15 protein-coding genes are annotated in these 13985 nt (G+C 46.5%); 10 read left to right on the forward strand and 5 right to left on the reverse strand.

Annotated elements, in window-relative coordinates; all coding sequences use genetic code 11:
• The first annotated feature begins 253 nt into the window (after nt 1-253).
• On the forward strand, nt 254-706 hold the full coding sequence (locus tag O3C58_01770; GenBank protein ID MDA0690592.1) for a helix-turn-helix transcriptional regulator: 453 nt from the start codon (nt 254-256) through the stop codon (nt 704-706).
• Nucleotides 703-1014 carry a hypothetical protein gene (locus O3C58_01775; GenBank protein ID MDA0690593.1) on the forward strand — a complete coding sequence of 104 codons (312 nt, stop codon included), beginning with the start codon at nt 703-705 and terminating at the stop codon, nt 1012-1014. Before O3C58_01770 ends, O3C58_01775 begins: the two co-directional genes overlap by 4 nt.
• 83 nt (nt 1015-1097) lie before the next feature.
• On the opposite strand, the gene O3C58_01780 is transcribed toward O3C58_01775, so the two are convergent.
• A complete protein-coding gene (locus tag O3C58_01780) occupies nt 1098-1670 on the reverse strand; it encodes a MarR family transcriptional regulator (protein ID MDA0690594.1) in 573 nt (190 codons plus the stop codon).
• A gap of 117 nt (nt 1671-1787) precedes the next feature.
• Between O3C58_01780 and O3C58_01785 the strand changes: the two genes are divergently transcribed.
• Both O3C58_01785 and O3C58_01790 read left to right on the forward strand, forming a co-directional pair.
• A complete protein-coding gene (locus O3C58_01785; GenBank protein ID MDA0690595.1) occupies nt 1788-2270 on the forward strand; it encodes a cytochrome P460 family protein in 483 nt (160 codons plus the stop codon).
• Between the two features lie 64 nt (nt 2271-2334).
• Nucleotides 2335-2568 (forward strand): thioredoxin family protein, encoded by a 234-nt coding sequence (locus tag O3C58_01790; protein MDA0690596.1) that lies wholly within the window; start codon nt 2335-2337, stop codon nt 2566-2568.
• 44 nt (nt 2569-2612) lie between these two features.
• On the opposite strand, the gene O3C58_01795 is transcribed toward O3C58_01790, so the two are convergent.
• The gene (locus tag O3C58_01795) at nt 2613-2924 is read right to left on the reverse strand and encodes a nitrite reductase (NAD(P)H) small subunit (GenBank protein MDA0690597.1); all 312 of its coding nucleotides are present in this window, start codon (nt 2922-2924) and stop codon (nt 2613-2615) included.
• Nucleotides 2869-3876, reverse strand: a complete 1008-nt coding sequence (locus O3C58_01800) for a rhodanese-like domain-containing protein (protein MDA0690598.1) — start codon at nt 3874-3876, stop codon at nt 2869-2871. Before O3C58_01800 ends, O3C58_01795 begins: the two co-directional genes overlap by 56 nt.
• Before the next feature lie 277 nt (nt 3877-4153).
• On the opposite strand from O3C58_01800, the gene O3C58_01805 reads away from it, so the two are divergent.
• Together O3C58_01805 and O3C58_01810 are read left to right on the forward strand one after the other, a co-directional pair.
• Entirely contained in the window at nt 4154-5125 is a 972-nt protein-coding gene (locus tag O3C58_01805) for a hypothetical protein (protein ID MDA0690599.1), read from the forward strand.
• Between the two features lie 82 nt (nt 5126-5207).
• Entirely contained in the window at nt 5208-5534 is a 327-nt protein-coding gene (locus O3C58_01810; protein MDA0690600.1) for a LapA family protein, read from the forward strand.
• Between the two features lie 59 nt (nt 5535-5593).
• Here the strand turns inward: O3C58_01810 and O3C58_01815 are convergent, their stop codons facing one another.
• Entirely contained in the window at nt 5594-6646 is a 1053-nt protein-coding gene (locus tag O3C58_01815; GenBank protein ID MDA0690601.1) for an agmatine deiminase family protein, read from the reverse strand.
• Nucleotides 6639-7523: a carbon-nitrogen hydrolase gene (locus O3C58_01820; GenBank protein ID MDA0690602.1), complete on the reverse strand. Its 885-nt coding sequence runs from the start codon at nt 7521-7523 to the stop codon at nt 6639-6641. The genes O3C58_01815 and O3C58_01820 overlap by 8 nt, the downstream gene beginning before the upstream one ends.
• Nucleotides 7524-7759: 236 nt before the next feature.
• Between O3C58_01820 and O3C58_01825 the strand changes: the two genes are divergently transcribed.
• From O3C58_01825 to O3C58_01840, 4 genes are all read left to right on the forward strand, one after another.
• Nucleotides 7760-8125 carry a hypothetical protein gene (locus tag O3C58_01825; GenBank protein MDA0690603.1) on the forward strand — a complete coding sequence of 122 codons (366 nt, stop codon included), beginning with the start codon at nt 7760-7762 and terminating at the stop codon, nt 8123-8125.
• 89 nt (nt 8126-8214) lie between these two features.
• Nucleotides 8215-11661 (forward strand): transcription-repair coupling factor, encoded by a 3447-nt coding sequence (mfd, locus tag O3C58_01830; protein MDA0690604.1) that lies wholly within the window; start codon nt 8215-8217, stop codon nt 11659-11661.
• A complete protein-coding gene (locus O3C58_01835; GenBank protein MDA0690605.1) occupies nt 11654-12643 on the forward strand; it encodes a peptidylprolyl isomerase in 990 nt (329 codons plus the stop codon). Before mfd ends, O3C58_01835 begins: the two co-directional genes overlap by 8 nt.
• Nucleotides 12618-13883, forward strand: coding sequence for a peptidylprolyl isomerase (locus O3C58_01840; GenBank protein ID MDA0690606.1), 1266 nt, complete (start codon nt 12618-12620; stop codon nt 13881-13883). The genes O3C58_01835 and O3C58_01840 overlap by 26 nt, the downstream gene beginning before the upstream one ends.
• Nucleotides 13884-13985 lie beyond the last annotated feature (102 nt).

A 13985-nucleotide genomic window follows, 5' to 3' on the forward strand; every position in this document is an offset into this window, starting at 1 on the left:
GAAATATCGATTTATTAGTAAGTTTCATAATTAATTTGCGGATAATTAACGATTTCAGGCTCTAAATTTGATATGAGGTGAATTTATGGTAATATTGGCAAGAATTTAATTGCGATATTACCTAATATGCCTTGATTGTTTGGAACTTTCTTGGTAAAATTGGATAGTTTTTTTACTGTTACTGTTTGTAACATGACAAATATTAGCATTTACACTAATTATAGATCAAGTTAATTATTTTTAATGTTTGCCAATGAATAGCATAGGTTCCAGAATTGTCAGCCGCAGGAAAGAATTGGGTCTTAAGGGCAAGGAGCTTGCCTTGCGGGTGGGCTGTCATCCGCCCGATATCAGTGATTGGGAAAAGTGTAAAAACGTTCCCAGCGTTGAGTCCCTTATAAAACTGGCTCGTGCCTTGAATACCACTGAGACCTGGTTGGCGTCTGGTAAAAGCCCTAAAAACCCAGGGGATGGGCAGGGAAAATCAAAAATTACACAATTACCTGTTGAAAACAGCTTGCCGGACGCGGAGAATCATCCTGACATCTATTGGGAGGCGGAAATGATAAAAGATAAAAACCAGATCATAGAACTGCAACAAGATAAAATTGAACTGCAGAATGAAAGAATACGGGGCCTGGAAGCTCGTCTGGCTCAACTGGAAGAGGGAAAGGGTAACAAATCGTCAAAAAAGCAGGCAGGTTGATTGAGCTAGGCAATCCGCAGAGTTTGATCGTAAAACAAATCCCTGGAACAACCCATTCCAGTATCAAGATCGCCGCGGCTTCATTAGTTTTTATTCTGATGCTGTTCCTGTCAGCGGGAAGGGTGGATGAAGTCCAGATAGCACTTCCCATTCAGAACGATGCCGTGCCCGTTTATTCACAAATTCCGGGAGAGGATGAAATCGATTATCAGGAATTTATGAATCGGGTTCCCTTGCGGAAAGCGGCGCCTAAACCCCACTGGCTGGATTGGCTGAGTGAAAACAGGCATCTGGTGATTTTCAGCTAGGGGAGGGGGCGCTTACAAGCTCTTGGCCTTGCTAGACATGTTATCAGCCCCAGCTAATTCAGCCGCACACAAACATCTTCCTTCTACGCTTCAACGGGCCGCAGGTATTCCCGGCAGATGAGCGTTACATCCGTCTTGCTCAGGTTTTCCTGTGTCAGTTCACAGAAAAATTTCCCTTCCCCCTTTTTGCTGTTGTAGTGGCAGGTCCGGCACAGGCCAAAGGGTTTCATTCCGTTTAGCTGCTGCATCCTCTGTAATAGCTGTTGGAGCCCATCGGTCAATTGGTTTTGCTCCGTCTCCGGCACGTCCTCCCAAGCCCTAACCACCGTCTGAGCGGGCAGGGTATCCCCCAAAAGCTTCAGGCCCCTCTTCGTTACATTTAAATGAACCATCCTGCCGTCTTTTTTATCCGGGCTTTTCTGTATGAACCCTTTTCTTTCTAAAGCCATGAGGGTTTGAGACACCGTTCCCTTGGTCAGACCAAAATATTCCGTCACGCCTTGGGGAGTGTTTGAATACCGATTGGAACGACTCAGAAATTGCAGGGCACTCAGCTGTATGGGCTGAAGGTCGTAATCAGCCCCTGCCTGGCGGGTCTCTGAGCGAAGTAATTGGGATATTCGCTCAATGTATTCATGTAATAGGGAAGCGCTCATAATTATTTATTGTATCGAATCAAAACTAATTTGACAAATGAATTTCCATAGGCTATATTTCATTTAAGTATCGAGTCAATACTAAATTAGCGGTCTAAATTTAAGGAGGTAAAGCCAATGAAGTTTATTGCGGCATGTTTAGCAGCGGTATTTCTCCTCAGCTCTGCGCCCGAAGGGGTTGCGGACAGTGGAAAGGTTGATTATCCAGAAGGTTATAGGCAATGGACGCATATTAAATCCATGCTGATCGAGCCTGGACACCCATTGGAGAACCCGTTTCAGGGATTGCACCATGTTTACGGCAATAAAAATGCAATAAAAGGACTTAAAGCGGGAAATTTTCCGGATGGATCGGTCCTGGTTTTTGATCTTTTGCAATACAGCCAGGGCGACCATGCCATTCAGGAAGGGGAGAGAAAGTTAATAGGGGTGATGCAAAAGGATAAAAAGGCATTCAGTGCCACCGGTGGATGGGGCTTTGAAGCGTTTCCCAAAAATTCTAAAACGGATCGTGTCGTGGGAGATGGCGGAAAAAGTTGCTATCAGTGCCACACCTCCGAGAAGGATCACAGTCTTGTGTTTTCCCGATTAAGAAAGTGAGTGTTTCTACCAGTTCATGAGGTTGTTGGGTAATTTAAATTTAACCATGAAAGGAAAAAGAACAATGAATAAAGCTATTTTTTATCACGCGGGATGCCCTGTTTGTGTCGAGGCGGAACAACGGTTTGTCTCTGCCCTGAACCCATCGGAATATCAGGTGGAAGAAGTTCATTTGGGCAATGAAAAGGGTCGCATCAGCGAAGCCGAAGCGGCGGGAGTGAAGTCCGTCCCCGCTTTGGTTGTCGGAGGCACTCCTTTTCACATTAATTTTGGAGCTTCCATCGACGCATTGAAATAAGGTTTGGTGAATGGCCGGTGGCAGGCGCCGCTGCCGGTTTTTTACTAATCCATTCGCACACAGATATCATCCCCTTGAACCACGACAGGGAAAACCTGGGTTTTGAGAGCAGGGTCGATGTTGCAGTCTCCCGTCTTCAGGTCGAAGCGGTAGCCGTGGTTGGGGCATTTGATACCGAGACCATCCAGCGATCCCCGTATCAAGGGTGCGGTTTTTTTATGTGGGCAGGTGTCAAAGATGGCGTAATATTCTCCCTCAATATTGAAGATGCTGATTTTCTTGCCGTCCACCTCCACCCGTTTACGGGCATCCCGTGGAATTTCCTCGACTTTGGCGACGGGAATGAGTTCGCTCATTTATTAGCCCCCCCTCTACCGGCAAATCCGGGTTTGCGCTCCAGTCCCACCAAGAGCCGTCGTAATTACGCACCGAATACCCCAGTCTGCGGAACGCATAATAGGCCATGCCCGAGCGTACGCCGCCGGTGCAATACACAACGATCTCCTGATCGGCACGAATGCCTTTTTCAGCCAACATGGTCGTCAAATTTTCAATACTTTTTAACACCCCTTCATCCGTGAAAAATTCTTCCCAGGGAATATGAATGGATTTAGGAATATGGCCCCCGCGTTTCGATTCATAGGGCGTGGCGCCATCGTATTCTTTTTGGGTCCGATTGTCGATGATTGCCAACTTGCCTGATTCGAGATTGGCATGAATCCACGAACTCACTGCAGAAACCTGGTCATTCAAGCGGATATCTTTAGCGGTTAACGAGGAGGGAGTGATCGGATCCTGCTTTCCTCTTTCAACCTCGCCGCCGGATTGTTTCCAGGAATCCAACCCTCCAGTTAAAATTTGGACCGATTCAAACCCGAACCTTTCGAAAATCCATAAGAATCGCCCGTCTGTGCGCCAGCGGTCTGTCGGGTCTCCATAGATGACGATGGTTTTTTGATTGTCAATGCCCAGGGGGCGCAATTTGCTGACGATAAATTCATGGTCTTCGATCAACATTCCCTGAATGCCATCCACTTTGTTTGTGAAATCACGCCAATCAGAGAGATTCACAGCACCGGGAATATGACCCAGAAAATATTTCCAGCCGGTGCGTGTATCAATGACGACAATCTCATTTTTGGGACGGGATTGCAGCTCGTCCACGGTAATGGAAACGGATTTTTCGAGGGTATTTGAAAAGACCGGAGCGGCGTTCCCAGCTAAGTAAATAAGCAGAATAACGGCCCAAAAGACCTCTTTATTTTTTCTTGACAAATCCCGGTCATCATTAGTAAGATCATTTTTCATTTTTAACGCCTTTCAAGCAAAATAAGCGTAAGGAAATCCGCTATTTATTGCGGTCCGAATTTTAAATCAAAAAATTTTGGGCTTCCAATATTTATTGTTGTTTGAAGATTAATTTGAGTCCGGAAGTTATCAATTTATTTATTAGTTTGTTTTGTCCCGAGTGTCAGAAATAAGTAAAACCTGAATGACGGGCCAGAACAAGGAATTATTCTATTATAACGGTTATTATTAAGAGAGCAAAAATCAGGAATTGGTTTCCGGATTTTTGGGAGAAACTATGACGACGAGCGATAACAAACGAGAAAACGAATCCACCAAAGAAAACCAAGAACCGAAGAATGACCGGCTCGAGGAAATCAAAAAGGAAGAACAAGAGGACGCAAGCTCTTACTATGCTCAGGAAAAAGAAGAAGCTCCTGATACGAAAGCAGAGTTTGAAAAGCCTGTGCCGCCGGTAGGGAAGGCCGAGGAAGACATGAGCCTGTTGCGGACTGTGGCTTTTCTGGGGTTTGGACTGGCTGCTCTGGCAATCGTCTTTATTTTGTTTTTCATTCGAGACCTGGATGAAAGAGTGGGTGGGGTGGGTTCTGCCGTTAATAAGCTCGAAGGCACGATTGGTCCTTTAAAAACGGAAGTTGAAGGCAGTATCAAATCCGTTGAAGGAAGCATCAAGGCAGTTGAAGAAAGCCTTCAGTCTGTTAGCCAGACTGTCACCGGGTTGCAGGGCAAATTGGGCGATTATGAAAAAACAATGGCTATCATGGAGTTGAAACGGGCTCTGGTAATGGTACAGGGAATTTCGAATGGGTCTAATTCTGGCGTGAAGTCGAAATCCTCCGAAGTGGCGGCAAGTATCCAAACCCTTTTGAATGAGCTTGGGGGAGGGAATGCGTCTTCTGGACAACCTGCCGGCGAGATACAGGTAAAGGAAGCCTCTGAAGAGCCCGCCGCTCCCGCCGCGGAAGCAAAAGAAGCTCCTGCTGAAGATGCCGTAGAGCCCGCTGCAGAAGAGCCGGAAGCTGAAGAAGCGCCTGAGTCGGAAGAGTCTGCAGGAGAGGCTGAAGAGCCTGCCGCTGAAGAAACTGAAGAAGAGCCGGAAGCCGCACCCGTTAAAGCGGCCGTCACCGAAGAATCTCATGATGAGGCCGCGGCGTCTGGCTCCGATGGGCATGCCGGAGAAGAACATGCAGGCGCGGGGGGGATGGAAGAGCTACCGACAGTTGAAGAGCTTTTGAAAGAGTCCAACTAAGGTTCAAATTGTCCGGGGGTGTTTTTATTTAAAATCATTTCCACCCAAACTTTTGCTAGTTAAAGGACTCTGAATTGCCTTTATGTCATCGATCAAATTTATAATTTCTATACTTTTTCTCATTTTCATCGCCGCTTTCACGGTGGTGAATAGGCATTCCGTTCCGGTATTTTTTTACGATCTCCAATTAGTCAAGCAATCACTAGAGCTTCCTTTGATTCTTGTCGCGCTGATTCCGTTCGTTCTGGGGTTTTTACTTGCCTGGTCCTTCACTGTCTTGAACCGGGTAAAATCTAAAACCATGATCAATAAAAGGAACCGTACCATCACGTCCCTGAATGAAGAATTGGATAAACTAAAATCCCATTCCAAAATCTCCGAATCGGTTGGCAGTTCGTCTGGAAATTGACTCCCCCCACGTTACAACGTTGCATTTCCAAATAATTTAATTTTTTCTCAGATCCCGGTCTACAGAGGTTGTTGCTGGGTGACGCAGTGGATAGAGCCGAACCCCTGCACTAGTTCACGGCATGGGATGGGAACGATTTCCCGTTCAGGGAATGCTTCCTTGAGGATAGCCTCGGCTTTGGAGTCATTGGCTGTGTTGTAAACAGGGAGCAGGATAACCCGGTTGCCGATGTAAAAATTGGCGTAGCTTGCCGGAAGTCGACCTGAAGACGCTTCGACTTTCCCCGGCATGGGCAGACGAATGATGTTCAACGGATTACCATCTTGATCCGTGGCGGATTCCAACCTGTCGTAGTTGTCTTTCAAGCCTTCATGATTTGGGTCGGAAGGGTCTTCTTCGTAAGCGCACAGGATGGTAGTCGGGTTGACAAATCGGGCCAGGTTGTCTATATGCCCATCGGTGTCGTCCCCCTCCATTCCACCTTTCAGCCAGATGACTTTTTGAACGCCAAGGTAGTTTATTAGATAACCTTCCATCGCTTCCCGGTCCATTCCCCCGTTGCGATTGGGGTTGAGCAGGCACGGTTCTGTGGTTAAACAGGTTCCTTTGCCGTTGACATCGATGGCGCCGCCTTCCAGCACAATCCCAGGCTCGAAGGTTGGTATTTTAAAAATCTGCGCGATTTTGCCAGCGGCTTCATTGTCGGTCAATAAGTCATCGTATTTGCCGCCCCAGGAATCGAATCGCCAGTTATTGAAGGCGATCTTTCGTATTTCCTTTTCGCCGGACACCAGAAAATTGGGACCGTAGTCGCGAATCCAGGCGTCTTTAGTCGGAATGATGTGGAGCCGAATCCGCTCGAGAGAAATTCCTGCCTGAGTGATTTTCTTTTCAACGAAATCCAGAGTTGCCGCATCGTTGACAAGAATATGAACCTCTTCACCGGGTGCGAGCGCACGGATCATGGCAAGGTAGGTTCGTTCTACATCCGGCAATATGGACGGCTCCCAGGTTATCTGGTTATGGGGCCAGGAGAGCCAGGTGGCAGAGTGGGATTCCCATTCCGCAGGCATGCGAAACCCTTGATCAGCGGGATATTGAAGGTCAGTCATTTGGGTCGTTATAAATTTGAGTTATTCCCTGATAGGCGTCGATTCTGCGGTCGCGCAGAAACGGCCAGCTTTGGCGGGTGGTCTCTATTTTCGACAAGTCACAGGTGGCGATGAGAATCTCAGGAGAGTCACTCCCTGCCTGAGCCAATACTTCCCCAAAGGGGTTGCTCACGAATGAGCGGCCCCAAAATTTCAAGGCATCCTCCGTTCCCACCCGGTTGGCGGCGGCAAGGAACACCCCATTGGCGATGGCGTGGCCTTTTTGTACGGTTTCCCAGGCGGCAATCTGCTGGTTCACTTGCGAAGCATCTGCCTGCTGGAATCCGATCGCCGTGGGATAAAACAAAAACTGAGCGCCGGATAGAGCCGTCAACCGCGCCGCTTCCGGGAACCATTGATCCCAGCAAATGAGCACCCCAACCCGTCCATATCGGGTAGCAAAACTTCGGAATCCCGAATCTCCGGGAGTGAAGTAGAATTTTTCATAAAAACAGGGGTCGTCCGGGATGTGCATTTTACGGTATTTGCCGACGATCGAGCCGTCCGCGTCGATGACCACGGCGGTATTGTGATAAATGCCCTCAGTTCGTTTCTCAAATAAGGGTACGATAATGACGATTTCGAGCTTGGCCGCCAGTTTACAGAGTGCTTCGGTGCTGGGGCCGGGGATGGTTTCCGCCAGGGAAAACAATTCTGCATTTTCCGTCTGGCAAAAATACCGGGACCGGAACAGCTCTTGGAGGCAAACGATTTGCGCCCCCTTTTCAGAGGCCTCGGTGACCGCTTGAATAGCATCCTGCAAATTTTTAGCGGGATCGAGCGCGCAGGTTGCCTGAATCAGGCCGAGGGTGATTGCTTTGTTATTAGAGATAGACATTTTATTTATTGCAATGAATTTGACTGACGGTAGAAACGCCGAGTATAGGGGATGTCAGTTGCAATCTCAATCGAGAAATTCAACCGCGAAGGAATTCTTAAACCCATTGTTTCGCTTACTCATATATGCTACAAAAGAAGAACTGATAATGAAAAATTTAATAGAATTTACCCCTCATCCAGCTTTGGCTCAAGGGTACTTCAACAGTTTTACCAATCCCGAAAAATAGAAAAACCATGTGGGTTAAAGAAGCATTCAGAGATTATTACAAGCCGAAACTTCGCCGCGAGCTAAAACGCGATCCGAGCCAGGAAGAACTGGATCAGCGCTTCGAGGAAATTTACAGCCAGGTCAATTGCACTTTATTGGCTGGAGTTCGGGAAGGCGTGGGCATCTATTTTTATGAGATCGCCAGGTTCACCCTGGAGGAGTTCAAAGAGTTTCGCGATCGGACCGAAGAATATTTGTTTGAGCGGTTTGGCGGAGGTAATTACAAACTGAATTTTTATGAGGGGCCTTCCTTCATCGTTTGTGTCAATTTCAAGCCCGCAGGCGAGCCCAAGTGGCAACATCTTCTACCCAAAAAATCAGGAATCTCATAAAGACAAGAGAGATCTAAAGATCTACGGAAAAACTCCTCCTGATCACATTCATTCACTTCATCGCACTTTAATAAACTGAATTTTCATTGATGGAACAAACTCTTAATTTATCTCAGCCGGAAACCCTTGATTTTGCGGGCCGGATCAAGACGCTGACCAACCTGTTAAAAAACCCGGCGGCGCAAGTGACCGTGGAAGGATTTGCGAGTGCTTCGCGGGCCTTATTCCTGGCGCATCTCAAAAAAAATGTTCGTCGACCCATAGTTCTTCTTACTTCCGATCAGAATACCGGAGATGCCTTGTTGGGCGATTTGAAATATTTTTTCCAATACGAAAAAATTAAAGCGAAGCCGCAGTTTTTCCCGACCTGGGAAACATTACCTTACGAGCATATCTCGCCTCTGAAAGAAGTGTCTGGCGAACGGTTGTCGATCCTCGACCAGCTGATGCACGATGGTTGTCCCTTTCTTGTGGTTCCTGTGGAAGCTGTCATGCAATGCCTGGTTCCTAAATCCGTTCTTGCGAAACAGGTGTTCCCGCTGAAGAAGGCGGATTCTCTGGAGCGTGAACTGTTGGAAGCCTCTCTGACCGACAATGGTTATTCACGGGTTCACATGGTGGAAGACCGGGGCGAGTACAGTGTTCGCGGGGACATTGTGGATTTTTTCCAATCCGCAGCAGCCAACCCCATCCGCGTGGAGTTTTTTGGCGACCAGGTAGAATCCTTAAGAGAGTTCGATATCAATTCTCAGGTTTCGGTTCAGGAGGTTGCGGAAACAAAAATCCTTCCGGTATGCGAGGTCATGCTGACGCCGGAAGAGGTTGATCGAGGCGTTAAAAATATTCTTGCCTTCGCCAAAGGTAATGACTTCGACAGAACCCGACTCAAAGAAGTGGTGGATCGAATCGAACATTTGGGCGGATTTTCCGGGATCGAACGTCTGGCGTCTTTTTTTTATCCGCAAAAGGAGAATCTGTTTGATTATCTGCCGTCAGACACGCTGGTGGTTGTGGACGATGAAGACCTGGTTTTTTCCAAGTGCGAACAGTATGAAAAACTCATACAAACCGAGTATGAAAAGGCTTTGGAAAATGGGGATATTGCCGCGCCACCTGAAGATTTTTATTTAACTACTGAGGATATAAAATCCCGCCTGACGTCTATTGGCAAACTGGCCATGAATTCGATCAAGTTGAATGATGGGGCGTCTGCCCATGTGGTTCACTTTGATGTTCAACCGATTCCCTTGCTGAGAGGTAAATTCGATACACTGGCGGAGTATGTCGTCGAATGGGAAGAGGAGGGGATGGCAGTCACACTTGTGGCTCCCACCAAAGGTCATGTCAGAAGAGTCCACCAACTGTTGGAAGAATATGGAATTCAACTCGAGGTGGAGAAGGGGGTGATCAGTTCCGGGTTTCAGATCCGCGACTTGAAGAAAGTATTTGTCGCCGAGAGTGAAGTGTTTGGTCGTTCTCACAAGCACCGTCATCGACGAAAACCCAAGTCTCAAAGTTTTCAACGTGGGTTCAAGGACCTCCGGCCCAATGATTTCCTGGTGCATGTTGAATATGGCATCGGTCAGTACCTAGGGACCAGGGAACTGGAAACCGGAGTGGGAGGCGGAGAGTTTCTGGAAATCCTGTATGCCGATGACGAGAAGCTATATATCCCAATGAATGGCCTGGGATATATTCAAAAATATATGGGTGCCGGCGATGCGCATCCGCAGCTCAGCAAAATGGGAACCGTCACCTGGCAGCGGCAGAAATCCAGAGCCAAAAAAGCCATCCAGGAAATGGCGGCAGACCTGTTGAAACTTTACGCGACCCGGGCGGTTATCGAGAGACCTGCCTATTCTGGAAATCCGGTAGAAATGCAAGAGTTTGCCGATTCGTTTGAATTTGAGGAAACGGATGACCAGCTAAAGGCCATCGACGAAATCGAAGAAGATCTGGATCAGGATAAACCCATGGATCGCCTGGTCTGCGGCGATGTCGGTTATGGAAAGACGGAAGTGGCGATGCGGGCGGCTTTCAAAGCAGTCTCGGCTAAAAAACAGGTTGCCGTCCTGGTGCCCACCACGATTCTTGCACAGCAACATTTGAATACCTTTCAGGAACGGTTCCGCAGTTATCCCGTAACTATTGAACAGATCAGCCGGTTCCGCACTCCGAAAGAGCAAAAGGAAACCCTTGCCAAGCTGAGCCGGGGTGAGGTGGATATTTTAATCGGTACCCATCGTCTGCTTTCAAAGGATGTCAAATTCGCCGACCTCGGACTCATTATTGTTGATGAGGAACAGCGGTTTGGCGTCAAGCACAAGGAGAGTTTGAAAAAACTCCGCGCTTCCGTTGATATTCTAACGTTGACCGCTACCCCCATCCCCCGAACCCTGCATTTCTCTCTGATGGGAGTCCGGGACCTGAGTGTGATTGAAACCCCGCCCATCGATCGGCTGGCGGTTAAAACCTTTGTGCGTAAATTTGACGAGAAAGTGGTGCGCGAAGCTATCCAGCGGGAAATGGACCGTGGCGGGCAAATCTTTTTTCTGCATAACAAAATTCACAGCATTGAATCCGTTAAAGAAATGATCCTCAAACTTGTTCCTGGAGTGCGGATTGGCATCGCGCATGGTCAATTGCCGGAGCATCAGTTGGAGAGGGTCATGAAAAAATTCATGGATCACGAGATCGACCTGCTCTTATGCACGACGATCATTGAATCCGGCTTGGACATTCCAGCCGCCAATACCATTATCATCAACCGGGCCGACCAGTTCGGATTAGCGCAGTTGTATCAATTGCGGGGGCGGGTGGGGCGCTATAAACATCAGGCTTACGCCTATTTGTTGATTCCCGGCACGATGGCTATCACACCGGAAGCACGGAAAAGAATCTGCGCCATTGAGGAGATGAGCGAATTAGGGGCGGGATTTCAATTAGCGGCACGGGATATGGAAATTCGTGGGGTGGGAGATATGCTGGGTCACAAACAATCCGGACAAATTTCCACCATCGGGTTCGATTTATATTGTAAGCTGATTGAAGAAACGGTGAAGGAAATCAATGGGGAAGAGGTCGATACGAAAATTGAACCAGAAATCGATTTCATGGTCAAAGGCTATATCCCCAAGGATTATATCGAAAACCTCAACCAGCGCCTGGAGGTGTATCGGCGAATTCAGATGATCACGGAACTGGACGATTGTAAATCCCTGAGAGGCGAATTGCTGGATCGCTACGGGGTCTGCCCGGAGCCTGTAGAAAAATTGATGCAATTGCTTGAAATCAGAGTACTTTGTCAAAAACTACATATCTCGGAAGCCAAATTAAAGGATAACCATGCTTATTTGACGGTGGCGCCCAGCACTCCTATGAGTCCTGCGACCATTGCATCTCTGACAGATAAGAAGATGAAATTTTTATCCGAGTATAAGATAAGTATCAAGATCGACCGTAAAGAATGGAAGAAGGATTTTGAAGAGGTCAAATATTACTTGCAGGCATTACTTGGGCTCCCGCGACGTGATTGAGCGTATCCGTTTGTTGTTTCAAGGTGCTTTAACTCGATACTTTTTGTTTTTTGTTATAGTACTCATGGCGGCCTGTTCGTCCGATACGAGTTCCTCCGATGGTATTGAAGAAACCGTTGTTATCGCTAAAGTCAATGGGGAAGGAATCACCGTCCGGAAATTTCGAAAAAGTCTTGAAAAACTTAAGAGGAAACACAGGGTGGATACCAGTGAGCCTGTAAATTCAGATTCCTACCTCTGGTTGAAGACCGATGCGTTGAATGTGGAGATTCAAAATAAGTTGTTTCTGCAGGAAGCTGGGAAAAACGGAATTTCTCCGAGCCCGGAAGAAATTGATGATGTTATTATGGAGGCCAAGGAAGGATACGCGGATAATACTCTTAAAAAGTATCTGGAGCTGGAAAACATCTCCCAGGAGGAATGGGAAAACGGCTTGAAAAACAATCTGTTAATAAAAAAATTGATTGATAAAAGTGTCAATAGTAAAGTATCTGTAGGTGAAGATGAATTGCGCGAATATTTTGATGCGCATGAGAAGGAGTTTCACAAGGGCAAACAGGTGAAGGCTCTTCATATAATGGTCGAAACTGAAGAGGAAGCTCTGGGGATTAAAAAACAACTCGATGACAATGGCAAAGACTTTTCTGACCTGGCCAGGGAATTTTCACTCGGACCGGAAGGTGCCGAAGGCGGGGATTTGGGTTATCTGGAAGAAGGCCATATGCCGGCGGAACTCGAAGAAATCTTTAAGCTGAAAATGAATGAAATTAGTAATATCATAAGGACTCCTTATGGGAGCCATATTTTCAAAGTGGTGGATAAGAATGAAGATCGAAAAATGAGTTTTGAGGAGTCCAAAAAAATCATCCACGAACAGCTCATTCGAGAACGCCAGGATAAAGCGTTTCATGAGTGGCTTTCTGAATTGAAGGAAAAATCAAACATTGAGATTGAGCATGAAGTATTGGCAAAAATCAGTTAAACCGGTTGTCATTGTATTGGGTCTGGCACTCACCTTGGTGGCGGCTCAACCTGTTTTAGCCATGGTGGTGGACCGTGTGGTGGCGAAGGTCAATGGAGAAATCATTACCTTGAGTAACGTTGAAGAAATGGTTTCAGTTACTAAACAGCAGTTGAGTGCGTCTAAAACCCCTTCAGAGTTCTCAGAAAAGGAAATTACCGAGAAATCTCTGAATGGCATCATAGAGGAAAAATTACAACTTCAAGAAGCCAAGAAGTCGGGGTTGGAAGTCGATGATGAATCTATTCAGCTTGCACTTGACGATATCATGAAAAGAAATAACATCACTGAATCGCAAATGGAAGAGATGCTGGAAGCCGAAGGCCGTTCCATGAAACAATACAAAGAAGTGATCCGCAACCAGATCCTGGTGACGAAAGTAGTGCAGTTTCATATGGGGAAATCGGCTGGTGCGACTAATAAGCAAATCCAAAAATATTATGATGAACATCAAAAAGATTATTGGCAGCCGAGGCAACCTTTTGTGCGTCACATTTTGTTTATAGCGGATGAAAGTGCTACCCCGGAAGTGAAGCAATTAAAAAAAGTTAAAGCCAACGAGATTATTCGGCAAATTCGTGCCGGAAATGATTTTTCTGAGATGGCTAAAAAGTATTCAGAAGATGTTTCCGCGAACACCGGCGGGGAGGTCGGTTTGTTAAAGAAAGGCCATTTCGTTCCGGAGTTCGAGAAAGTTGCTTTCAGCTTAAAACCTGGAGAGATCAGTGACGTCGTTGAGAGTCGTTATGGGTACCATATCATCAAAGTGGATCGGGTGATTCCCGGTAAAGCCCGGTCTTTGGATGAAGTCAAAGAGAAAATTGAACAAGTTCTGCAATTTGAAAACAAGCAAAAAAAATATCAGAAATGGATGGATGAACTCAAAAATCACGCCATGATTCAAATAACTCTGTTTCAGGATGAAAATTTAATAGAAAGCCCGAAGCAGGATCTTTTTTTGAAAAAAGCCAAATCCTCACAAGATTCCCCTAAAGAGAATGGCCCGGCTGGAAAGCAGAGCCAATGGGAGGAGGCGTCCAATGTTAAAAGTAATAGGAGTGGAAAAAATTTAGGCCAGAATCAAAATAATTTTAAGGAAATCAAAAACAGGCTGGCTTTCATCAAAAGATTGAGAAAGAACGAAAAGATTTCAGAAGATGAATATCACTTAAGGAAGCGCAAATTGCTTGATCAATTATAATGATTTTTTTGTGTTAAAAAATAAAAGTATTTTCAGCCTTCCTTTTATAGTCAAGATTGAGCCGTTGAAGTCGATTTTCTTGCTTTAATCCCCGTCCTCATC

The organism is Nitrospinota bacterium (genome assembly GCA_027619975.1).
Classification (GTDB): Bacteria; Nitrospinota; Nitrospinia; order Nitrospinales; family VA-1; genus JADFGI01.